The sequence below is a fragment of the Streptomyces sp. NPDC088400 genome (assembly GCF_044753355.1).
Classification (GTDB): domain Bacteria; phylum Actinomycetota; class Actinomycetes; order Streptomycetales; family Streptomycetaceae; genus Streptomyces.
In genome coordinates this window covers 140,856-167,244 of the sequence record NZ_JBIVMZ010000017.1, presented here as the reverse complement: position 1 = coordinate 167,244, position 26,389 = coordinate 140,856, and the positions used below count along the sequence as shown (strand labels likewise).

At 71.2% G+C, this 26,389-nt stretch carries 1 protein-coding gene (running past one end of the window); it reads left to right on the top strand.

Annotated elements, in window-relative coordinates:
* Positions 1-62 precede the first annotated feature (62 nt).
* Positions 63-26,389, top strand: partial view of a lonely Cys domain-containing protein gene (locus ACIQD6_RS32245; protein ID WP_401889485.1) — the beginning only. Its footprint extends 33,580 nt past the window's final position; 26,327 of the gene's 59,907 nt are visible here — the first part of the coding sequence; the start codon lies at positions 63-65; the stop codon falls past the right edge of the window.

The following is a 26,389-nucleotide window of genomic DNA, read 5'->3' as shown; positions in this document are numbered from 1 at the left end:
GCTCCGGTCTCAGTGGTGTCGCCGAACTCGGCGCGGCGGCCGGTCTGGGCGCCGGCGGCCTGGTGATCTACAACAAGTACTTCAACAAGGACCTGCTCAACAACATCAATCCCCCGCCGAAGCCCGGCAGCGTCCTGGGCAGCGACCCGGTGGGTGGCGGGTCGGACAAGGGACCGGGCCCGTCGAAGTCCCCCGGTTCCCCGGGCCCTTCGACTGTGGTGAACAACGGGAACCTCAATTCCGACACGTCCCTCTTCACCCCCCGGCCGGACACGACGTCCTCCACCGACCTCCCCGGCAGCCTCGACCCCTACCTCGGCGGCCCCGACCTCACCACACCCCCGCCGCTCCCGCCGCGCCCGCTGCCCGTCAGCGGCTATAACGGCGGGCCGGACACATCGAGCTTCACGTCGACGGACGACGGTCAGACGAACCAACTGCCGGACAGCACCTACGACCCGGGCAACACGAGCGACACGGGACTCCCGCCGCTGTCCTCGTCCACGTACAACCCGCCGTCCTCGTCCCTGTCCGACAGCACGTCCCTGCCCGGCAGCATGCCGCTGTCCTCGGGGCTGCCGCAGGGCGGGTCCCTGACCGGGCCCTCGTCCTCGCGTACGCCCGACTCCCTGTACACACCGGACAACGACTTCCTGTCCGACACCGACACCGATCTCGACACGACACCGGACCTCCGCAGCACCCCGCCGGGGCCGCTCACGGACACCACCGGCGGACTGACGAACCCGAAGGCGAACACGGCCCCGGGGGCGTACGACTCGGACAGCGCGTACGACACGGACAGCCTGTACGAATCGGAATCCGGGTACGAGACCGACGGCACGGATTACGCGGAGGACGCGGACGCGCGGACCGGCCTCGACGGCAAGGCGGGCGCCCAGGACGGGACGTCGGACCTTCGGAACGCCCCCTCCGGCCAGGACCTTCCCGGGTCCGGGTCGGCCGGCCGTACCTCGGGCGGAGCGCAGGGCGCGCAGGATGGCACGAACCAGTACGCGCCCGGAACGCAATCCGACTCCGAATCCGACTCCGAGTCCGATGCTCTCGCGCCCCCGGCTCCCGTGGCCACCTCGGCCGGCCCGGCCCCGGCGGTCGACACGGGCTCCGGCAGGACCCCGGGCCCGCAGGGCGCACCGCAGGCCACCGGCAACCAGGGCGCGCAGGGCAACCAGGGCACGCAGGGCAACCAGGGCACGCAGGGCCAGGGCGCGCAGGATCAGCCGGGCCGGCCCGGTCAGACCCAACAGCCGGGCCAGAGCCAGCAGCAGGGCCGTCCGGGCCAGCCCGACGCGCCGGGGCAGCCGGAGCAACTGGACGACCTCGAACTCGCCGATGATTCGGGCGAGTTGACCGCACCACCGGCCGACGGCTCCCGTCCCGTCGATGTCCAGGACGCCGACACGCCCGCCTCCGTCACCGCACCCCCGCCGGCCCCGCCTCTGCCTCCGGCGAGGAACCCGGACGCGATCGCCCCGGGGCTGAGTACGTCGTCCTCCGATGTGCCGGTCCTCGGCACCGACATACCCGCCGGGCAGCACATACCCGCCGGGCAGGGCGCACCGGCAGGTCAGGGCACATCCGCTGGTCAGGGCACACCCGCCGGGCCGGACACAGTCCCCGGGCAGGACATGTCGGCGCCGACCGCGCTGACCCCGGAGCCGGCGGTGCCGGTGGCCGATCCGGTCGTCAGGGACCAGTGGTGGTCCGAGCGGCAGGCCGCCCCGGCGCAGCCGCTGTTCACCGAACGGTTCGACCCGGACCGCGACCCCGGGAAGGGGAGCCTGGGCCCAGGGCTGCTGGACGGCCGGGACACGCTGATCCGTATGTGGGTCCGGCGGATCCAGGCCGACGACTCCAAGAGCCGCTGGATACGAAACGCGTCCCTGCACCTGCCGGTGACGTTCGGAGAGGGCTTCGGGCCGGACGACCTGGGCGCGTACCAGGAGCGGATGAACACCCTCCTGGACACGTACGTCAACAACGGTCTGCTGCTGCCGGATTCGGGCGACCAGCTGCACCTCAACCTCGTACTCACCCCCGCCCCGGACCATCCCGAGGCCGTGACACTGAGCAGGACGCTCGACCCGGGCGACTCCGACCAGCTGAATCTGCGCCTCCACGCCGACGACCCGACGGCCTCTCCCGAAGACGCCGCGGAGAAACGGATGCGGGACGACGCGACCGCCCTGCACGAACTGTTCCACTACGCGGGCCTGTCGGACCGGGGCCGGTCGGCCGCCTCGCTCTTCCGCCGCCTGCTGCGGCAGAGCGACAGCTACGGGCTGATGGCCGACCCCACCCGGCTGCCGGACCCGGCGGGCCCGGTCATACCCAAGGACTACCTGCGGACCATCGAGAGCGTCATCGACACCGGCACGGTCGTCCGCGACCACCCGCTCTCCGCACGCACATCAACAGCACCGACCCCGACCACCGGCACCGACGACCACACGCAGGCCCTGCGGTTGCTCGCACCCGTGGACGCGCCACCGGTCCACCCGCCCTCCCGCGCCGACGGGAACACGGCCGTGGCGCCCGCCGCTCCTGTCCGGACCACCTCCACCGCGCCCGGCACCACCACGTCGGCCGAGACCCCCGCGCCCGTCGACACCGACACGGTCGTGGAGATCCCCGCGGACTCCAACACCCCCGCGGACTCCAACACCCCCGCGCCGCCCACCGATCAGCAGACCCAGTCGGACACGGCCGTCGTCCCGCCGGTTTCGCCCAAGAACCCGCCGGCCTCCCAGAAGAAGTGGATCCACTCCACTCTCGACCAGAGCCACCCGCCGCGTCTGGTGCGCGACATGGCCGCCCCGGGCGCCGGCCCCCGCAAGGAGACCCGGTTCAAGGACACCGACTCCAGGATTCCCGCCTACATCGACGACATCCAGTCGCTCCTGCCGGACAACCTCCCCGAGCACGTACAGCGGCAACTCACCGCCAGTCCGGGCACCTTCGGGCAGAGCACGGTCGTCCTGCGGGGCATCGCGCAGGTGGTCGCGGCCATCGACACCGCGCTGCAGGCCCGGCCGGCCGCGCGGCCCGAGGGCGACTCCGAGCTGATGACCGGTATCTGGCAGGTCCTCCGGCACCGGCCGAAGTCCCTTGTGACGGACCGGGGCCGCCCGTTCACTTACCACAACGCGGACGGTGAGGTCCGCGTCCTGCACCTCACCGCCCGCCACTACGGCCAGTGGGAGCAGTTCAAGGACGACTTCGGCGACCCCGCCAAGATCGACAGCATGGTCCGGGCCGGCGCGACGCTCGGGCAGACCAAGAACATGCAGTCCAGCACTCAGGTGGGGCTCGGTACGTCGCTCGGCCCGGTGGGCGTCGACCCGTTCAGCGCCTTCGGCCGCGTCTCCCTCAAGTTCGGTTTCCTCGACAAGGTCGGTTATACGCTCAACGACCAGCGTCAGAACCAGATGGAGTCCCGTTCGTGGGACAGCTCCCGCCCGCACCTGGACCACATCCACTACGCGGTACGGGTCACCGACGCCCAGGGACAGCTCGTGACGGGGCCCGCGGCGAGCCCCGACGAACGCGCGGAGTTCAGCTTCGCGGTCCGCCACGGGCTGCTGGTGCGCCTGCCCGACAGCGTGACGACGACGGCGAAGCCGGGCCGGGTCCCCCGGTCACTGCGGCTGGACCGGAACTCGGACTACCGGTCCGTGCACATCGAGGGGTTCGGCCCCGTCGCACTGATCCGCGACTGGGCGGCCCAGCGGATCGGTGTCCTGCCGGGCAGCACCGCCTACCGCGAGCTGGACACGCTCTTTTCGAGCGAGAGCTTCCAGCGGCACGGCGGCATCATGTGGAACAGCCGGTTCACCAGCCCGCCACTGTTCCAGGACGACCGGCGCAAGACACCGCTGGGCGCCTTCGTGGTGGAGCAGGTGGTCCCCGAGTCGGCGAAGCTCGTCGGGGAGACGTCCCGGTACGAGCTGCGGGACATCAACAAGTGGACGGTCCGCAGCGAGAGGAACCGGGCGGCGGGCACCGGCTTCGGACTGGACGCCATCCTCGGGCCCTCGTTCAACGTCTTCGACCCGGGCGTCGCGGACTTCGACCTGCGGTTGCAGGGCGGGGGCGTCTTCCGGTACCAGTTCGCCAAGCTCCGCACGACCGGCCTCGGCGGCAGTGGTGTCAGCAAGATAGTGGCGCAGCTCAAGCATCAGAGGACCGCCCTCTACCTGGTCAAGAAGTCGGTCTACGTACGGCTGAGCGGCGACAGCGGCACCCCGATGCGGTTCCACACCTGGAGCCTGGACCGGATGTCCAGCTCCGAGGCGCGGCGACTGGCCGGCTGGGACGACGGGATGACGGTGCCCCCGCGCCCCGGTCTGCCGGAACCCTTCGCCCCGGCCTACCTCACCCAGGACCAGCCTCGGAACCTGGGCATGTTCAGGGTCGTGGACTTCGCCTTCGCGGACGGCACACGGACCATCGACACGGGCGACGGCACCGGCCGCACCTTGCTGGAGGCGTTCGCCGACCAGGTGGTGAGGGCCGTGGGGGCGGAGTACCCGGGGGCGGTGGCGCCGCTGGATCAGCTCCTGCCCCCCGAGCCGAGGACCTGGCGTGCGTTCGTCACCTCGCTCCGGGACCCCGGCCGACTGGTTCGGGACGCTCTCAGCCGGCCCGCTCCCCCGCACTGGCGCAATGCCGCGCGTTACCAGATCGCGCTCTCCAACACGTTGGAGATCCTCGGCATGCTCTCCCAGCAGGGCCAATACGCGAACCTTCAGGCGCTGACCACGACCGGCATGCCGATCCGGATCGTCGAGCCGGGCTCGATCGGGCAGGGCTACCGGTACTTCTGGGTGCACGGAGCCCTGTCCAACCGGCGGTACGAGGGCAAACGGATCGACCAGGGGCTGCGCTTCGGCACCCAGGGCTCCGAAAAGCTCGACGGTCTGGTGGGCTGGAAGCGTGGCACGGAGCTGGGTGTGGAGGGCATGCTCGCGGGCCGCAGCAACAGCGCCGACGACTCGGGCTTCCGCCGCCACACGCTCGGCCTGACGACCGGCCTGCGCAAGGGGTGGCAGCGGGACGCGGAGATCGGCTTCGGCTCGACGGCCACCAACGAGATGCTGTCGGTGACCAACAAGCCCTCCCACCGGTACCGCTACGACCTCACCCTGACCGCGAGCAAGGGCGGCTACTGGCGCCCCCGCGGCCTGCTGCGGGGCATCGGGCTCGGGCTGCCCGGACTGATCGTCAGAGGGCAGCCGCAGGACATTCTCATCGGCCCCGGGCGGGGCGGCGGCGCGTTGACCGGGCAAGTGGTGCTCAGCATCCCCGAGTTGCACGCTCCCGCCATGGACCCGCACGCCGACGGTGCGCTCAACCCCTACCTGGACCCCGAACCGCCCGCCCGGTCCATGAACGGCGACAGGGCCATCGAACTGGCGTCGGGCGACCTCATCACGCCCGCTGCCGCCGCACTGCTCTCCGGGCGGGGCTCACCGGCGTTCCGGGACTTCCAGATGCACCCGTTCGCGATCGTGAGCATGGTGCCGTCGGCCGTACTGATCGCCGGGGTCGGCCAGGCCATGAGCGACGCGTCGGGCGCGGCCTGGCAGCTGGTGCAGGAGGGTGCTCCCACCAGGGAGGCGGTCGTCCGCACCTTCCAGCCCCAGTACATGACATCGAGCTTCGACCAGAGTTCGGCGCCCCTGGGCCTGGCGGGCAGCGGCCTGATGGCCAAGGGGCCGTACGGGACGCTGTGGGCGAGCTTCCGCTATGTGACGACGGTGGACGGTCTTCGCGCTCTCACGCCCTCGGTCCCCATGGACACCGAGCTGACGTTCGGCGGCACGCGGCAGGCGTCCGGCAAGGTGGGCAAGGGCAGCAGCCTCGTCTTCGGCGGTCAGCTGGTCTACTCCGCGACCACCACCGCCGGGCCCGGCACGCTGGGCAACTACGGGCTCGTCGCCAACCCCCTGTCGCGGACGAGGTCGGAGGGCAAGGTCGTCAGCCGGACCGTCTCCACCGACATGTCCTGGAGCCTGACGGGCAATCAGGTGCTGGTGGCGGGGGATGTCGAGCACTGGTTCGCGATGATGACGAGCCGGGTCGGAATGGGCCGGATCGGGTCCGCCCTGGCGGGCAGCTCGCTGATCCCGGGCCTGATCGCCGGGGCGGCGGGCGTGACCCAGCGGTCTCCCGGCGGTGTGGTGGGCCACCTGCCCGAGAAGAGCGCCCACGAACTGGGCCTGATCGACGACGGGATGGGCCCGGTTCCGCGTTACGTGGAGCAGCTCTGGACGCCCCAGCCGTGGCTGAAGGGCACCGCCTTCGGCACGTACCCGGTCAACGCGCTGGACCCCAACGCGGCGATGAGCGCGTTCGAGGGCAGGATGCGCGGGCTGGGGCTGGACGAGGAGGACCGCCAGCGGGTGAGGCGGCTGGTGACGGGCCGTGTGCTGCGTGCTCTGAAGGGGGAGATGACGACCACCGCCCCCTCGGTACCCGTCGAGACCGGCCGATGGGGCTGGGGCGGCCTGTGGATCGGCGACCGGTGGGTCCGGGCGCGGGCCGAACTGGTCCCCGGGGAGCCCCGGTTCATGGGGCTCGACCACGGTGTGGAGATCGAGGAGAACAGGGAGGCCAGCGAGACCGTCCAGGAGAGCTCGGACGCCTCGTCCGGCGCGGACTTCGGGACCGCCGTCAGCCAGATGGTGTACACCGGCGAGCCGACCGCTCCGGCCGCCGGTCCCACGTACGCCGACACCGGCTCCAGCCGTCAGACGGTCGCGTCGAACCACTCCACGACCACCACCGTGATCTACCGGTCGCCGTCCACCGAACCGCACGCGCGGATCATCACCCCGTACCGGCTGCGCATCACCCTGGAGGCCGACGACAGCCCGGCCCCCGACGCTCCGGTGGCCCTGCGGGACGCTCCGTCCGAGCGGCCGGTCTCGAACGCGGACCGGTTCCTGGGCAGGTGGCGGATCGTCGAGGAGCACGACGCCGGCGAACTGCGCGAGGACATCCCGCTCAGTCTGATGGGCCCGACACGGATCGGCCCGTCCCCCGCCGGCAACCCGCTGTCCGCGCCGGACCTCACCGACGTCCTGACCAAGACGCCCCGACAGGGAATCCTCCCGTCGAGGCGGCCGGGGCAGGAACTCCAGGTCCGGTACGGGGACGGCGTCGAGCGGCCGTTCACCTTCCCCGAGAACGGTTTCCACGTCCGTGGGATCGTCGGCGTGGAGAACATCCGGGCGGCCAACGACCTCGCGCTGACCAAGGCGTACGACGCGGGCTTCTCCCTCGCCGCCCTCGAAGCCGACGGCGGTCCGGCCCCGACGGACCTGGACGGGCTGCTCCAGAAGGCCAAGAAGACAGGCCTGACCCGGCTCGGTACCGGATCCGCGCAAGCGCTGGAGGACGGCACCAGTTACTCGGCGCTCAGCGCGTTCTACCCCCAGACCCTGGAGGCCGACCCCTACCAGGTGGCGGGGCTGGTGGAGAAATACCTCCTGCTCGGCACCGACTCCGGCGAACTGTCCCTGAGTTCCACGCCCGACTTCAGCGGCGCGACCCTGCTGACGGTCGCCGACGGGAGGCGGCTGGAAGTCCTCAGGCGGACCGGCGAGGCCGCGAACACCTCGATGTCGAGCGAGAACACCCAGGACGCGACGTTCGGCGCCGGGGCGCTGGTCGAGGGTGCCACCGGCTTCAACCAGCCGGGCCCGCAGGGCACCGGCCCGCACGACGCCGAAGGCGACGCGGCCGTGATCGCCGCGGACCACCTGATGTCACGCCACCTCAAGCCGGCCACCGGCCGGTCGTACCTGTTCGCCTTCCCGGCCACCTGGCTCAGTGTCGCCTCCGTACACCGGGGCGTCCTGGACTCCAGAGCGGCGAACAGGATCCGCGGTGGGACCTTCAGCAGGGCCAGGACGGGACCGCAGACACTCGAATCGGACGCGTACGTCATCGCGTGGGTGCGGGACGACGTCGCCCGCGACCTGCGGCTGATCGACGACACGAACTTCCCCGACAGCGTCAGCACGGCGTGGGACGCGGTCAAGGACGTCAGCGACGACTGGGTCGCCGCGGACACGGCGTACTGGGAGAAGCGCCGCACGGCCCCCGGCCTGCGGGACGAGCGGGACGCCGCGCAGAGCGTCCTGACAGCGGCGGACGCGACGGTCGCCGACGCCCAACTGGAGCTCGACGCCGCGACGGACGCGTACGAGGCGCTCGACACGGTGCCGGAACTCGGTGGCGCCGGGAACACCGCCACGGGTCCCGCGGTCGGTACGGGAGCCGCCGGTGACGCGTACATCGCCGTCGAGGCCCGCTACGGGACGGCACAAGCGGCCCTCGACACCGCCAGGCAGGCGGCCGAAGCCGCGCGGCGGAGCCTGGAGTCGGCGAGCGACGCCTACGACGCGCTGCCCGCCCAGCTGGACACGCTCAGGGAAACCGCGGAGACCCTGGCCAGCGAGTACCACCGGATACGCGCGGGCGCCGACGACCTCACCCGGTGGCACCAGCTCGCGGCCACCGAGCAGGGCCGGGAGCGGCTCGACGGTCTCGACGAGCCGCCGGCGGTGACGTACGAATCCCCGAAGAAGCCGGAACCGTCCCGCTACACCAGGACCGGCACGGACGCGGACACGCGCCTCACCTCTCCCGACGGCACGGAGTACACGCTCCACGACATGCCCGAGACCAGCGGGTTCTTCCACGCACTCGCGCAGGGCATCGACCGGGCCGACGCGGAGCTGCTCCCGGCGGTGGGCGTCGATGTGACCGATCCGGCGGGGGCGGTCACCAGGCTGCGCGAGCTGCTGGCGAGCAGGCTGACCGATCCGAGCGAGACCGGCCTGCTCGACTTCGTCGCCCAGGACGAGACGGACACCTTCACCGCGGCCGAGATCGCCGCGGCGGGAGTCGACCTGGGCCAAGGAACCCCGGAACAGGACGAGTTCGACGATGTGGGCATGATCCCGCACTCGGTGGACATGAGCCCCCAGGTCCGGGCTGCTCTGGCGGAGACACAGCTCCTCCGTCCCGGCGACGCCGACGACGAGGCCGGGTGGAACCACTCCGCGTCCGACCTGCGTCCGGCACTCGCGGTCAGGGCGCTGCCCATCCGCGTCACCGTCGTCGACCAGGACGGGAACTTCCAGGACTTCGGCCCGGGATCGGACGCCGGCCGGAACACCGGGATCCTTGAGGGGAAGCTGGGCGTCGCCGTACCCGCGAACTCCTCACCGCCGCATGTGGTGATGAGCCTGGCCGACGGCCGCTACCAGCTGGCGCTCCCGGTGCAGGCACCGCCGGCCCCGGACACGACCCCGGTCATCCCCCCGGCGGAGGGGGACACCACCGGGTCGGTCGAGGGCACGGAGGAACCCGCCGAGGGCGTCGATGTCGATGTCGACGGTACGGAGACGGCTACGACCGACGTCGTGACCGGTCAGGAGACCGACGGGGGAACCGACGGGCAGGCCAAGGACACGACCGGAACCGGCAAGGACACCACCGGGACCGGCAAGGGCAAGGGCACCGGAACGTCCGGGCCCGGACGCGGGCGGCGGCTGCCGGTGCCGCCCGACGGACGGTGCATCCTCTCCTCGTTCATGGCGGGCGCCCCCCTGCACATCCGCGACCGCATCCCCGGCCTGGAGACCTCGGACCCCGCCGCCCACGCCTGGCTCACGGTCCCGGACGCGGTACGCGACGAACTGCGCCGCCGCGCCGGGGGACCTCTCCCCACCGACCTGTCACCCGCCGTGGCCGACGCCATGCGTGCCCAGGTGCTGGAGTTCCTGGAGCGGGCGGAAGCGGGCGGCCCGGGGCTGGACGGCCCGACCCGTATGCAGTTCCGGGGCCATCAGACGTCGAACCTGTCCCGCCGCTTCGACAGGATGAAGCGCGCCCAACTGCTCGCCCAGCTCGCACACCACACCATCGACACGGTGACACTGGAGGCACTCGGCGACGCCGTTCTGCGTACGCGTTACGTCCAGGCCCGTACTCAGGCGCTCCAACCCGGCACCACCGAGGCCGACGTGCTGGCCATCGCCGGCACCGCCGAAGGCCGGGACCTCTTCAACTACCTCGCCGAACAAGGTCAGTTGCCGACCGTGGACTCCCTTGGCGTCACCGGGCTGCGCAAGCTGCTCAAGGGTGCCTACACGGGGAGCTCCGCGCCCCTGGAGTCCGACGAGTACGCCGCGATCAGAGACGCCGTCGAGAACTGGGGAACGCGCTGGAACACGCCGGAAGGCGAGATCTTCGCACCGCTCGTCGCGCACGCCTTCGACCTGAGGGCCGACATCCTCGTACCGAGCGACGGGCGGCCCGACCGGCTGGTCACCACCGTCGGGCCGGATTCGGCGCCCCGGCAGATCCAGGTCTACTACACGGGCAACAACCACTACGAGGGCAGTGACGCCGAGCCCGTCGACCTGGACGAGACCGAGGACGAGACCAAGGACGAGACCGGCGGGAACAAGGGCAAGGGCAAGGACCCGGACGACAACTCGGTCGCCTTCGAGATCGACGAAGCGCGCCGGGACCACGAGACCGCCCTCGACACCTTCAACCAGGCCGCCCGCACCCTGTCGCTCCTCAACGAGGGCGTGGAGACGAACAGGAGCGGCAGCGACGCCGCCGCGAGGCTGGACAGAGCCGAGGAAGAGATCCGATGGGCGCGCGCGGCGCTCGACGCGGCCGTGGACCGGCTGCGGAACCTCGGCGCCGACGCCGCAGCGGACGCCGCCGTGGCGGCGATCGTCCCGCGGATCAGCCGTACGGACGCCGAACGGCGGCTGACCGCCGGGCTGGTGACGGCCGAGGACCTGACCGAGAATCCACCGCGGCTCGGCCAGGACGAGACGCTGCGTACGGACGAACTGAGCAAGGCGGGCATCTCGTTGACCGGGAGCCCCTCCATTCAGCTCGCCCTGAACGGTGAGATTCAGGTCCGTGACAGCGACCTCCAACCGCTCGACCACGTACGCCTGTTGATGACCGGGCCCGGTCCGTGGGACGAGACGCTGGACGCGGTGGCGGCGCGGGCGTCGCGCCGGGTGTGGCTGGAGGCGTACGAAGATTTCGCGCTCGCCACCTCCCGGGCCTCCGGAGTCCCGGCCGGGACGGACCCGGAGGACGCGTGGCGCCGTGCGGTGTCCCTCGTACTCCCGTTGGAACTGCATCCCGTCCTCGCGGACTCGCGGTACGCCGGGAGCGAGTTCCGCGACGCGGTACGGGAAGTGGCCGAGCACCTGGCGGTGCACGGGCCGGACGCGCGGACGGGCGTGGACGTGGCGGGCCGGCTGCGGCACGGTCTGGGCCTGCCGCCCCGTGGCGCCGGCGGGGCGCCCGGTGCGGGGCAGTCGGCCGGCGCGGCGGAGTCGTTGCCGCAGCGGTCGGGGATTCCGTTCGAGAGTGGTTCCACCACCCTGGGGCCGGAGCGGACGCAGCGGATCGAGGAGCTGGCGCGGCGGGTCGCGGAGGTGGCGGTTCGCAACATGCGAGCGGGGGCCATGGTGCCCCAGGTTCGGATCACCGGGTACGGCGACGACGCGCCTACGGCGCAGGGGCGTGCGACCGCTGTCGAGGGTGTGTTCCGCGCGCGTCTTGAGACCGCGTTGCGGGAGCTCACCGGTCGGGACGGGCTGAGCCGCTCGGTCCGTATCGACATGGCCGCGGGGAGCGGTTCGGACGGGCAGGCGACGATCGAGATCGCGGTGCCGCCGTTCACGGAGGCCGTGCGGGTGCTTGCCTCGCTGTCGGGCGACGGCGCGTTCGACATCAAGGAGTTGACACGGGGGATCCTGCACCTGGGGCCGGACGCCCAGGTCGGCGAAGAGCAGCGGCGTGAGCTGTTCACGTTGGTGGAGAGCGCGATCGCCGCCGGCTGGTCATCGAGTCTGGCGGCGTTGGGCGCGTATCACCTGGCTTCGGCGGGGGTGCTCAATCCTGAGCGGCACATTCGCGCGACGGACGGTTCGTACCAGGGCCTGAACCTGACGTCTGATCAGGTCGGTCCTGTGGATACGTCGCAGTTCTTCCAGCGGCGTGGTGGTGAGTTCCAGGGGCCGTTGGATCCGTTGTGGTCGGACGACGCGGGTGCGTATGTGGTGGTGGCCAAGGGTGGTCATGATCATGTGATGCTTCCCTGGGGCCAGGGCGAGCTGCGGGTGTCGATGGAGGAACTCGTCGAGCTGTTGGCGAGGGATCCGGGGATGATCGCGAGCGGCGCGCACGTGCCGGCTCTGCTGGTGTGGTCGGGATCCGGGGACCAGGGGCTGACGATGCCCCGGAGGATCGCTTTCACGTCCGGCAAGGACGAGGTGTGGGGGCACAGCGGCACCGTCGGGCTGGTGCACGACTCGGCGACCGGCCTCAGCCGGATCGTGGTGGAGAACCTCCGGTCGGAGAAGAAGCCGCTGGGGAGTTGGTTCGCCGGTCACAGCGACGATCTTGGGCCGAATGGGGAGGCCGAGGAGGGCTGGGTCACCGCGCTGGACGGCACGGTCATCCCGGACAGCGAGATCAAGGTCCGGACCATCGGCGACGAGGGCCGGTCGATCGGCCGGGTGACGATGTCGGATGCCGATCTGGTCGTGAACGAGCCGATGTTCGAGCGTCTCGGGGAGATCGGGGAGTTCGCGCAGTTCGATCCGGTCAGCTCCAAGCCGTTTGGTGATGCGGAGCCGTTGCTGAAGGTCGATGGACCTGTCTACCACTGGTATTTGCACGGTGTGCCGTTGCGCGGTGTGGTGGAGCGGACGGAGGGCCGTTCGTCGAAGGAGGTGGACGGTCCCGAGACGGGGCGTTTCATCAAGCGCCGTCCCAGCATGAAGAAGCTGGGCAAGAAGGCGGTCATCGATACGGGAGCCTGCTGGGCCGATGCGATGGCCGAGGATCTGCCGTACCTGACCGATGCCGGGCTCGCGCCGTATGTGTTCGATCCGCTGGGGATCGTCTCGTACGCGCAGGGTGTGGCGAACGGCAGTGAGGCGGCCGGGGTGCTCGCCACTGACCGTCCCAATGCGCTGTTCCGTAATCGGACGGCTGTCAAGCGGGGTGCGATCGCGGATCCGTCGGGCGAGAAGGGTGTACGGCGGCTCCTGAAGCCGGAGCCGAAGCCCGCGGAGCTGGCCGAGCTGGCGGCCTGGGCGGGACTGCACAGCGGTTCCGGTCCGGTGGCGCAGGAGACCCTTGATACGACGATGAGGCTGGTCCGCGCGTTGCGGCGGACGTTCCTCGTGGGCATCGAGGACAGCAAGGCTGATCCGGCTGGTGAGTACCGGCAGTTGCTGCGGGGCATCGGCGCGCTGGAGAACATGCGGGCGGCGGACGATCAGCTGCCGGTGACCGGTCCGTTCACGTTGCATCATCTGCACCTGGTGGTGCACTCCCGTTACCTGCGGATGAGTAACGAGGCGCCGAAGCCGGGCGAGATCAAGAAGGTCCTGCTCGACGCGGTGAAGTGGGCGAAGGACGCGGCGGCCGGCTCGGTGCCTCTGCACGGTTACGTGAAGATGCCGTCGCTGGACTGGGCGTTGAATCGTCTGCACGGCGAGGATCTCGCCCAGCTGGCGGCAGATGTTCTGCGGCTGCCCGATGCGCAGTCGGTGACCAGCGGAGACGTGGCGAAGCTGGTCTGGGGGACGGTCAAGGGCGCGGAGGCACTGCGTGGTGTCGACGACCTGGTGGCCCTGGCGAAGAAGGCGTTGCATCTGCCCGCGACGGGTCCGGAGCCGACGCCGGAAGAGGCGCGGGACAGACTGTTGTGGCTGATGGCGGGGGCCGCGGTTTCCGGCTTCGATCCGTCGGATTCGGCCGAGTTGGCGGCGTTCGACCTCGTACGCAACGGAGCCTTGGACGACAGCACACGGGTGTTCACGGCCAACGGCCTGCCGACGGGGCGCAACTGGACCGGCAATCCGGTCAACGGCCCGGTCGGTGCGCGCGGATATGTGGTGTCGCCGGACGGGACGTCGACGGGCGGGGCGCGGTTCGACGCGGCGTGGCCGCGGACCGCGGCCAACGCGCCCGCGGACGCGTTCGTGGTGCTGGCGGACAGTACGAACGGTCATGTGTCGATGCCGTGGTCCGACGGTACTCGTCGTTGGATACCGGGCAGTGAGATCGCGGCTCTGCTGCGTCACGACCGGGACGGGCAGCGGCATCCGCTGAATATGCCGTTGCTGATGGTGGGCGCTCACACCAATCCCGGTGGGCTTGCGCAGCATGTCGCGGGCCGTGACGGGACGGCGCGGACGACGACGCTGGCGGAGCTGCCGGGTGGGCTGGTCTTCGACGCGGACCGTGGCGAGAACGTGATCGTGCTGGCCGGCGACCCGGCCCAGCAGGCGGCCCACTGGCAGACGCGGGAGCCCGCCGCCCTGGAGGACACCGCCGACGAACAGGGCACCCTGTACACCTTCCCGGGACAGGCCCCGGCTGCCTCGCCGTCCTCTTCCGCTGTCCCGGCGGCACATGAGTCCGACGACGACAGCGACAGCGACAGCGATGATGAAGGCGATGCCACTGCCGGCGTCGATGTCGCCGGCCTGAACATCGCCGACGAGCAGAGCGACGACGAGGACAGCGACGACGAGGACAGCGACGACGACAGCACGTCCGGGATTTTCGCCGGCGCGTCCGATCCGATGCTGTCGTCGCAGACCCTGATGGCGGGTCCGTCGAGCGCGAGGCAGGGGCGGAACTGGACGGGTAAGCCGGTGAAGCGGGTGCGGCCCCGTCGGCTGCGTGTGATCGAGACACGGCCGAATGTGCTGGCGAAGATCGTGTCGGAGGAGGACGCGTCGTGGCCGGATGAGACGTATGTCGTCGCGGCGGACGGTGACCCCGGTGGCCTCCGTGTCCCTGACGGCCGGGTGCTGGACACGGAGGTACTGGCCGATGTGCTGGCCGCCGACCCCGAGTTGGCGAAGCTGCCGAAGCATGTGCCGGTGCTGCTGGCCGTGCCGTTCGCGGCGCGGACGCTGGATCTGCAGATGCTGGCGAACCGGCTGGGCCGGCCGGTGGTGGGTCCCAGTGGTGAGGGGCGTCTGGTCGGTGACGGGTCGGGGAACGCGCATCTGCTGGCGATGGTCGACCGTGACGAGAAGAAGCCGATCGGCGTCTGGGCACCTTACGAGCCTCTGGCCGAGACGCTGCCGTTCGAGGACCGGGAGTGGACGTCGCTGGACGGGACCACGTTCCGGGACAGCGACGTGGACAGCCGCCCCCTGGCCTCCGGGAAGCACGGGCGGTTCGGCCGGCTCTCGGTGCCCGGCGACGAACAGCGTGGGTTCGAGGGGCGGTTCCAGGCGTTCCTCGACATGCGGCGGCTGGTGCACACGATTCCGGTCGGCTCCGACGTCCAGGACGGTGAGACCGAGGAGCTGACCCCTGATCCGGCGGTCTACGTCTTCGCCGCACACGGGAAACCCGGCCGGATGACGCTGGCCCTCCGCGACGGCCGGAAGGTGTGGTTGGGCAAGCGGGACGCCGCGCGTTACATCGCCGGGCTGCGCGAGGTGCGCCAGCTGCCCAAGGGACACCGGATGGGCGTGGAGGTCTGCTTCGGCGCGGCGGACGGCGATCCGCATCAGAACCAGCTCGAGACCTCGCCGCTGCCCCACATCGACGACCCTTGGGACGACGTTCCGTTCGGTCAGTACGCCGCCAACGAGAGCAGGCGGGAGACCACCGCGGCCACCAGAGCGACCGGTCTGACGTATGGCTATCGTGTGCTGTTCGCCGCGGCCGATGGGCAGAGGGGGCGTCGCGTCACGTTCCTGCCCGAGCCGCTTGATCCTGAGCTGGACGGGCTGGCGCGTGACGCGGGTCTGCACGAGGGGCCGGATGCCGTGCCGGCGGAGACCCGTGCGACCGCGTTGCGGCTGGTGCGAGGCCTGCGGGACCTGTTCGGCAACGACGTCGAGAGCGACCGTGGTGTGCCGGGTGGCCGGTACGAGCGGCTGGTCAAGGGCTTCGGCGCGCTGGAGACGATGCGTGCGAACGATTCGGCGCTCAGTGGGGTCACTCCGCTGCGGAAGGACATGGTGTCCTTCTACGCCCAGCAGCACAGCGGGAGGACCGCGGACACCGCGGCTTATGAGTCTCTCCTCGACTTCGCCCGGGGCCGCGTCGCGGCGGATCCGAGTGCGCAGCTCAGCACGGAGGTGCCGGCGGCGGCTCTGCGGGTGACCCTCAATGAGCTCGCCACTTCGGGCGAGGCCATATTGCGTACCGTTCAGGGGCTGCCTGTTGGGGCGACGGCGACCCCGCGGCAGGTGGCGTCCACCATGTGGGCGACGGTCCGGGCCGCGCAGATGCTGTTCAACGGGATACCGCCGGCGGACAGGGAAGCACACGGCCGCGGTGTGCTCCACCTGGCCGACACGGACCCGTGGGACCTGCCGAAGCAGAAAACACTCTGGGCTCTGACCGCCAAGGCCCTCGCCGAGGGGCTGGACGTCACCGACCGCGACCTGCTGGCCGCCTACCACCTGAAGCAGACCGGTGCGTTCGGCCCGGCCGCTCTGCTGTGGCAAGGGCAGAACGTCCAAGGCGTCTACTGGAGCGACGTGCCCGCGCCCAAGGGGGTCAACTGGCGCACCGTGGACCAGATCACGAAGGGGCCGGGCGGGACCAGCACCCGACAGGTCGTGCCGGAATGGGTCGGACCGGGGCTGCCCGACCCCATCCTGAACCTGGTCGAGGTGGACCAGGACGGGACCATCGTGCTGCACCTGCCCGGCCGCACCCCTCTCGCGGTGTCGGAGGACGAGTTCCTGGCGCTGCTGGACCTGGACCCGGCGCTGAGCACAAACCCCCTGGGCACTCCCGTTCTGTTCCTGACCTCCGGTCCCGGAGTGCTGAGGCCGGAGCTGGTGCAGCGGTTCTCCCAGCTCACCGGTCGTCCCGCCTTCACCTACAGCGCGCCCCTCACGCTGACCGCCGCCGATCCGTCGGCCCCGCTCACCCTCGTCGCCGGCCTGGACCCGGCCACCCAGGCCCCGGGCCACTGGATCAAGGCCACCCGGAAGCCGCCGAAGCCTTCCGTGGAGTCCTCGGGCACCACCGGTTCCGGCGGAACCGATTCGTTGCTGTCGTCGCAGACCCTGATGGCGGGTCCGTCGGGTGCGGGACAGGGGCGGAACTGGACGGGCGATCCGGTGAAGCGGGTGCGGCCCGATCGGGTGGCCGTGCTGGAGACGCGGCCGGGTGTGCCGGCGAAGATCGTGTCGGAGGAGGACGCGTCGTGGCCGGATGAGACGTATGTCGTCGCGGCGGACGGTGACCCCGGTGGGGTGCGTGTCTCCGACGGCCGGGTGCTGGACACGGGGGCCCTGGCCGATGTGCTGGCCGCCGACCCCGAGTTGGCGAAGCTGCCGAAGCATGTGCCGGTGCTCCTGGTCGTGCCGTTCGCGGAGCGGACGCTGGATCTGCAGATGCTGGCGAACCGGCTGGGCCGGCCGGTGGTGGGTCCCAGTGGTGAGGGGCGTCTGGTCGCGTCGGGGAACGCGCATCTTCCGGCGCTGGTCGACAGTGACGCGAAGAAGGCGGTCGGCGTCTGGGCACCTTACGAGCCTCTGGCCGAGACGCTGCCGTTCGAGGACCGGGAGTGGACGTCGCTGGACGGCATCACGTTCCGGGACAGCGAGGTGAGCAGCCAGCCCCTGGTCTCCGAGGACCACGAGCGGTTCGGCCGGATCTCGGCGCCGGACGGCGAGGGCCTGCGGAGGTCGGAGCAGCAGTTCAAGTCGTACCTCGACATGCGGCGGCTCGTGCACACGCTTCCGACCGGCTCCGACCATCAGGACGTGGAGACCGAGGAGATAACCCCCGATCCGGCGGTCTACGTCTACGCCGCACACGCGCAACCCGGTTGGATATCGCTCGCCCTCCGCGACGGCCGGAAGGTGCGGTTGGGCAAGCAGGACGCCGCGCGTTACATCACCGGGCTGCGCGAGGTGCGTCAGCTGCCCAAGGGGCACCGGATGGGCCTGGAGATCTGCTACGGCGCGGTGGAGGGCAATCCGCGCCGGAACCATCCCGCGACCCAGCCGCCGGCCCATGTCGACGATCCTTGGGACGACGTTCCGTTCGGTCAGTACGCCGCCAACGAGAGCAGGCGGGAGACGACTTCGGCCACCGGGCGGACCGGTATGACGAATACCGTTCGTGTGCTGTTCGCCGCGGCCAATGGGCAGAAGGCGCGTCGCGTCACGTTCCTGCCCGAGCCGCTTGATCCTGAGCTGGACGGGCTGGCGCGTGACGCGGGTCTGCACGAGGGGCCGGATGCCGTGCCGGCGGAGACCCGTGCGACCGCGTTGCGGCTGGTGCGGGGGTTGCGAGACCTTTTCGGCAACGACGTCGAGAGCGACCGTGGTGTGCCGGGTGGCCGGTACGAGCGGCTGGTCAAGGGCATCGGCGCGCTGGAGACGATGCGGGAGAACGATTCGGCGCTCAGCGGAGTCACTCCGCTGCGGAAGGACATGGTGTCCTTCTACGCCCAGCAGCACAGCGGGAGGACCCCGGACGCGGCGGCCTATGAGTCTCTCCTCGACTTCGCCCGGGACCGTGTCGCGGCGGATCCCGACGCGGAGCTCAGCACGGAGGTGCCGGCGCCGGCACTGAAGGTGACGCTCAATGAGCTCGCCGCTTCGGGCGAGGCCGTACTGCGTACCGTTCAGGGGCTGCCCGCCGCCGCGGACGCGAGCCCGCGGCAGGTGGCGTCCACTCTCTGGGCGATGGTCCGGGCCGCGAAGACGCTGTTCAACGAGATACCGCCGGCGGACCGGGAGGCACACGGCCGCAGTGTGCTCCACCTGCCCGACACGGGCCCGTGGGACCTGCCGAAGCAGAAACGACTCTGGGCCCTGACCGCCAAGGCCCTCGCCGAGGGTCTGGACGTCACCGACCGCGACCTGCTGGCCGCCTACCACCTGAAGGATTTCGCGTTCGTCAGGGCCAATCTGCTGAAGCAGGGGCAGGTGACACAGGGCGCCAACTGGAGCGGGCAACCAGCGCCCGAGGGGATCGACTGGCGCAGCGTGGACCAGGTGACGCCGGGGCCGGGCGGGACCACCACCCGACAGGTCGTGCCGGAATGGGTCGGACCGGGGCTGCCCGACCCCATCCTGAACCTGGTTCATGTGAACCAGGCCGGGAACGTGGTCCTGCACCTGCCCGGCGCGCCTCTGATCGAGATGTCCGACGACGAGTTCCTGGCGCTGATGAGCCTGGAACCGATGACGCGCACCAGGCCCCTGGGTACTCCCGTTCTGTTCCTGACCACAGGGCCCGGGGTGCTGAGGCCGGAGCTGGTGGAGCGGTACGCCCAGCTCACCGGCCGTCCCGCCTTCAGCTACAGCGCGCCCCTCACACTGACCGCCGCCGATCCGTCGGCCCCGCTCACCATCGTCGCCGGCCTGGACCCGGCCACCCAGGCCCCGGGCCAGTGGATCGCGGCCACCCGGCAGAAGATCACCCCTGGGCCCTCCACCGTCGGGGAGGACGTGGTCCTCTTCGGCGATCCGGATCCGGCGTCGGCACAGATGCCGGACATCGGGGCGCTGACGATCGGTCAGGGGGGAGAGCCCTCGCCCGGCTCACTGCTGTCACCGGAAACGTTGATGACGAACGCGTCGGGCGGGCCGCGTGGGCGCAACCTGACGGGCGAGAAGGTGCGTCAGCTGCGGCTCGGGCGGGTGCGCGTGTTCGAGGAGCAGCCGGATGCCTCGTTGAAGGAGGTGGCGGGTGCGGACGCGGACGCGCCGTGGGGTGACGTGGCGTATGCCGTGTGGGGTCAGACCGCTCCGGATGGTGTGCGCTTCCGCGATGAGCGGGTGCTGAACGCCGAGGAGTTGGCGGCGCAACTGGCCGCGGACCCCGAACTGGCGAAGCTGCCGAAGAACGTGCCGGTGGTGCTGGTAGTGCCGCACCTGGCGAACGAGCGGTACCTGGAGTACATGCGGGTGGTCGCGAATCGGCTGGGCCGGACGGTGTGGGCGCCCAGTGGTGACGGGCGTCTGGTGCGGAACAAGAAGCGCGAACACGTTCCGGCGCTGATCGATCACGGTCCTGACCAGCCGCTCGGTGCATGGGTGCCGTTCCATCCGACGGCGAAGTCCGCGCCGTTCCAGGACCGTGAGTGGACGGCGCTGGACGGGACGAAGTTCCGTGACAGCGATGTGGATTCCCGGCCGTTGGTTTCCGACCGCAATGAGCGGTTCGGCCGGATGTCGCACGGGGACGACGCGCGGGACCGGGAAGAGAAGCTGCGGTCGTATCTGCATGCGAAGAAGCTGGTGCATCTGGTGCCGTCGGGTGCCCGGACGGCGCTGGTCAGCGAGGAGACGAGGACCCCGGATCCGGCGGTGTACGCGTACGTCTCCCACGGGCTGCCGGGCGGCCTGCAGCTGGCTCTGCGTGATGGCCGGTCGGTGTGGCTGTCCGCTGGGGACGGCGGGCGGTACATCGGCGGGCTGCCCGAGGTGGCCGAGCTGCCGGAAGGCCACCGCGTGGGGCTGGAGGTGTGCTTCAGTGACTCGGCGGGGAATCCGTTGTTGCCGCAGTTGGACAACCGGCCGGCGCCACCGCTGCCCGATCCGCTGGCGGATGTGTCCCTCGCTCAGCACACGGCGAACGCGAGCCGTCGGGTGACCAACGGGTCGATGATGAGCAGTGGCTTCCATGCCGACACGCGCATCCTGATCGACACCCCCGGTGGTGTGGCCGGGCGTCGTGGGGACTCGGTGCCCGAGCCGCTGCCGCACGAGCTGGACCAGATGGCCCGGAAGGCGGGTCTGCACTCTGGTGAGGGCGAGGCCGCGCCCGAGGTGCGCGCGATCACTCTCCGGCTGGTGCGGGCGTTGCGGATCGTGTTCGGTCCGGAGGCCGAGGCGGACCGTGGCCTGCACGAGCGGTTGCTCAAGGGCATCGGTGCCATGGAGATCATGCGTGCCAACGATCCGGAACTGGGCCGGTTCACGCCGTTCCGGATGGAGCTGTGGACCTTCATCGCGCAGCGTGTGGGTGGTGCGACGCCGGATCGGGAGGCTTACCGGAAGGTTCTGGACTTCGCCGCGACGCGACTGGCGCAGAAGCCGGACGCCCGGCTGGGCGAGGACATCGGGAATCCGTTCATCCGGCACGCCCTGGCCCAGATGACGAAGGGGGGTGCGGGTCTGGTCCGGAACGTGCTGAGGAGGCCCGGGGACGGGCCGGTCACCCGGCCGGAGGTGACGTGGGCCTTCTGGGCGATGGCCGGTGCCGCTCGGCAGATGGGCGGCATGGATGCGGTGTCCACGGAGCGGCTGGGGCGCGAGGTGCTCCACATGTCCCCCGGCGAGCAGTGGACCCCGGCGAAGAAGCAGGAGTTGTGGTTCCTGACGGCGCAGGCCATCGCGGCGGGGCTGGATCCGTCGGACCACTTCACGCTGGCCGCTTTCCATCTCGCGTCCAAGGGGGCGTTCGGGCCCGCGCACCTCCTCAAGGAGGGCGAGAAGGTCCGGGGCTACAACTGGAGCGGCACGCCGGCGCCGGACGGGGTGTATCTGCGTATCGTCGGCAGGCAGGACCAGGCGGCCGACGGGTCCTCCGTCAAGTACCTCCGTGCGGCGTGGACGGCTCCCGGGGAGCCCGAGGACGTCATGGCGGTGTGGACGGATACCGACGCCGACGGTTTCGTGGTCCTGCACCTGCCGGGGATGCCTGCGCTGCGGCTGGCCGACAGGGAGTTCATGGCGCTGCTGGACCTGGCCCCGCTGCTGCGTGTGACACCCCTCGGTGTGCCGATGGTGTTCGTCATGTCCGGTGCGGGCGGCACGGGTGGCGCGGGTAGCGCGGGGCGTGCGGTGTCGTTGTCGCAGCAGTTCTCCGACCGTACGGGCCGCAACCACTGGGCCTACAGCGGTCCGCTGTCGGTGGTGCCCACGACTCCGCCCGCGGGTGCCGCGTCCGCCCCGCTGCGGATCGTCGCCCTGCCCGAGGCGGGTACCGGGACGCCGGGCAGCTGGAGCAAGACGTGGCTGGACCGGCCCAACCCCACCACCATCACCTCGCCCACCATCCAGAGCCCCCCTGGCCCCGCCGGCTCCTCGGCTCCGGGGCAGGATCCGGCTCCGGACACCTCCGGCGAGCAGAGCACCCTCCGAACCCAGGGGCCCCCGGCCGGCGAGCTGTCGGAGTATCTGCGTACCTACGGCACCCGGTACGACGGGCACGTCGGTCTGGTCATCCACGAGCCGACCCCGGACCCCGTCCTGGAAGGCCTGTACGGGCAGATCATCGACGCCCTCGGGGCCGACCCGGACAGCGCCGAGGGCCAGGAGCTGCGCACCCGGCTCCGCGATGTGCTGAGCGCGGAGGAAGTCGAGCTGAACCGGCCCTACCTGCGCAGTACGCAGGGGCACCGGATCACCGTCCGGCACGGTGGCCGTGACCGGTCGGTGGACGTACGGCTCAACTACGCCGATGCCGTGAAGTCGGCGAAGTACGGGCGGGACGGCGATCAGCGCCCCCCGACGATGCCTGACATCCAGGTGGAGCACCGGGCATCGGGCGGGCAGTCGTCCTCGGACGCCGAGGGTTCGGGGAACATCCGCACCGGCTCACTGCCCTGGACGGCCCTCTACCCGGCCGACGGCCCCGGGGCGCTGCGCTGGTGGGACGGCACCGTCAACCTGTCCGCGACGCACAACCAGCTCGCCCAGTCCATCACCGTCAGCGAGACATTCTCGGTCATGAACAAGCGGCAGGCCGAGGACCCCGCACACCCGATCGACGTCGACGGGCGCTGGCAGGTCCAGGTGGACACCCTCCGCGAGGATCCGGTCGGCACCTGGCAGCCCGAGCAGTCGCACGGCGCCCTCACGATCTGGGTCCACGAGCACCTCGCCTTCGACGGCGACGGCACCACCGACCTGCCGGAGCCCGGGGATGTGGACGACGTCCTGCCGCTGTGGGGCGCCGACAGCGTCGCCGAACCGCGTCGGCTGCTGACCGAACTCCTCCAGGACGACGACTTCCGTGACCTGCACGACCTGCCCGACGTCTCGGAGCGGGCGCTGGAGAACTTCCTGCACGAGCAGATGCTGCGGGGCACTCCGCAACTCCAGCGCGACGGCGGGGTGTTCTCGCCGACGCTGCTGGACGACGACGGCAACGCGATCGGCATGCTGGAGCTCACCGCGCGTATCGAGCCGGGAGAGCCGCTGCGGAAGAGCCCCGACGGCAAGGCCACGCTGGAGACGTGGCTCACGCACGCGTCCAGCGTGGACCGGTCGGCGAAGCTGACCAGCGGTCTGGGGATCGAGGGTTCGGGCGGGCCGGCGTTCACCACCGACCACGCCGCGGGACACCCCGGCGCCGCGGCGTCGTTCGGCGGCAACCTCCTGGGCAAGGCCGGTGTCAACTGGCAGGTGAACGAGGGGCTGAACACCGTCGAGAGCGCGACGATGATGCACGGCCTGCGCACCAAGCGCAGCCATGTGCTCACCGCCGGCCGGGTCACCTACGACGTGACGCTGCACCGCGCCGGTGGCGGTCGGGTCACCGGCACGTTCGGGCCGTGGGACGACGGTCTGCGGCTGCGGATCGCCCAGCGGGCGACGATGGAGGGACACCCGCCCGGCCCGGACGAGGTACGGGAGCCTCCCGAGCATCTGGAGAACCTGGACAGCATCGGATACGGCGAGACCCCCTTGAAGGTCGACGGGGCCGACGCGATGTTCGCGCGGGCGGAGGCGACGCTGCGCGAGGAAGGGTTCCTGCCGCCCGCCGAACGCCGGCGGAGGTCGGTCCCGTTCCGGCTGGACGAGCCGCTGGTCCTGGCGCAACTGGAGAACCTGCGTCGGCTGCGGCAGATGCGTTCGCGGCTCGGCCTGGCCACGTCGGTCCCGGACGGCGTGGACGGCGGGGAGCCGGTGTGGTTCGAGCGGCCGAACGCGGTCACGGGCACCCGGCGGGTGCAGTTGCGGTTCTCCGTCGCCCGTGACACCGCGCGGCCTTCGGTCCACACGCGCAGGCTCCCCGATGTCCATCACGTCGGGTTCAGCTCGCACGAGGCCAGTGGCGGGCGGCAGCGGGGTACGGCGCTGAGCGGTTCCGCGGGAGCCGGCGGCGGTTTCAGCGTGCCCCTCGCGGACGGCGACTGGACACTGAACCCGGCTCCGGACTACACGGGCACCGGGCAGCTCACGGACACCGCGAACAGCGGTGACTCGGTCGGATACGACCAGTTCGTCCTCGCGACCGCGAACGGCAGCGAGCTCTTCCGGATACCGGCCAGGCTCGCCCTGGACCTGTACGAGAGCGACGCCGACCAGCCGCGCATCCGCTTCGCCGACGGTGATGGTGACGGCGACGGCGACGGCGCGGGAACGGATGGCGACGGCGCCACGGCGGCCACGGACGGGACACCGCTGCGGGCCCCCGGCGCCACCCCGCACACCGTGCCGGGCAGCGTCACCGTACTGGTGCCGCACTACCGCACCCGCCCGCCGAACAGGAGCCTCGTACCCGCCGGGCCCCGGCCGGGACATGTGATCCGGGAACCGGTCACCGACGGCGGGACGGCGGACGACTACCGGCGCCTGGACATGGTCGACGCCCAGGGCCGTCCGCTGCCGGGGCTGACCCGGCTGCCGGGCGGTGCGACCGTGGACACCTTCCGTGGCACCGCCGCCGTGATGGAGGCCCTGGAGCAGATCATCGCGGGGACCTATCCGGGACACCCGGAGCAGGGGCCCTTGGGCCGGGCGGTGCGGCGTGCCTCCGTGACGCTGACCGGCCTGGCCACGGAGACCGCCAGGCGCGGATCCGCGGTGAAGGAGTCGCTGCCCGGGGCCCTGACCGGTGCCGTCAACCGGGTCAGCACGGCCGTCAACTGGGCCGCGACGCCGGTGACCTGGGCGGCCAGGACCTCCGTCGACGGGGCGGTGGCGACCTACAAGTGGACGTCCGTCGCCGTGGCGGGCGCGTCGCTCAACGACCAGGGCACCCTCGCCACCGAGGCCCGGCACGACGCGATCCGGCCGGCCCAGCTCATCTCCCGTGCTCCGCAGATCCTGGGCGGCGTGCATGTGGTGGAGGGCCTGACGCTGCCGGGCATGGCGGCGGACCAGACGATGATGCTGGAGATCAGGGGGTATCTGACCAACCCCCGCCTGCTGGGCTCCGAGTCGCTCTACTCCGAGCAGGACGTCGCCGTCGGCGACACCGCGGGCCGGCAGCGCGGTGTCGGCCTCACCCGCCAGGGGAACTTCCAGCTCACCGCGGTGCAGGCGGCGCCGACCCCGCCCGACCGCCTGGTCCATCAGGCCAACCCGAGCGGCCGGTACACCCAGTCCCGCCGCACCGACGACACCGGCACGGTGAGTTCCACCACGAAGGTCACCCACGCCGCGGAGGAGACGGGTGACAAGCTGTGGATCGGCAACGACGTGACGCTGCTGATGACGGTCAAGTGGGGTGTGCGCAACGTGGCCGGGAACGCCGTCGGCCTGGGCAGCTTCGCCCCGGTGACGGTCGCGATCGACCTGCCCCGCGGCGTGACGTACCTGGCTCCCGCCGAGAGCGTGGCCCGCCTGGCGGCGTGGTTCCAGGGCATGGCGGGGATCCCGGACCTGACGCTCCCTCAGCCCAGCGTCCCCCTTCCCGTCCGGTTCGTCCGGTCCCGCCGGCTGGGGAAGGCGAGTGTTCTGTCCGTCATCCAGCTCGACGGCACGACGAACCGCAGGGAGCGGCGGGACCGGCTGGGCCGGGAGCTGACCAGACTGATGGAGAACGAGGCGCCGGGCTCCCTCCAGCCAGGACACGCCTCCTACCTGTCCGGTGTGGAGGCAGAGATCGCCCGCCTCACCGGCCCCGCGGGGTTGCGGGCCCTCCCCGCACGCGGTCCCGGCGGCGTCGCGCGCATCCACTTCCTCCACGTCGTGTACGGCGGGGCGCGGCTGGTCGAGGCGACCCTGCGCGCCGAGCCGATGATGCAGACGCCCGCCCTGCGCGGCGTACGCGGCCGGCCGGCCGGTGAGGGCCGCGGCCTGGAGCAGGTCGACACGCACACCCCTCAGGCGACTGCGACCTCCTCCGCCGTCACCAAGACGCGCCAGATCACGGCCAATCCCATCTCCCGCTATCCGCGCCCCGGCTCCACCGGGCGTACGGACCGCGAGGGCCCGTCCCTCGCGCTGACCAGCGCCAGGACCCGCACCAGCCGGACCGACACGGCGAGGGAGGACCGTTTCTGGACGCGTACGGGGCGCTCCGCCGACTTCGAACTCGACTACCGCTACACCGCGTCGGTCCGCTCCGAGCTCGTGTGGGAGTGGCCGCCCAACATCCCCGGCGGGATCTTCCAGGG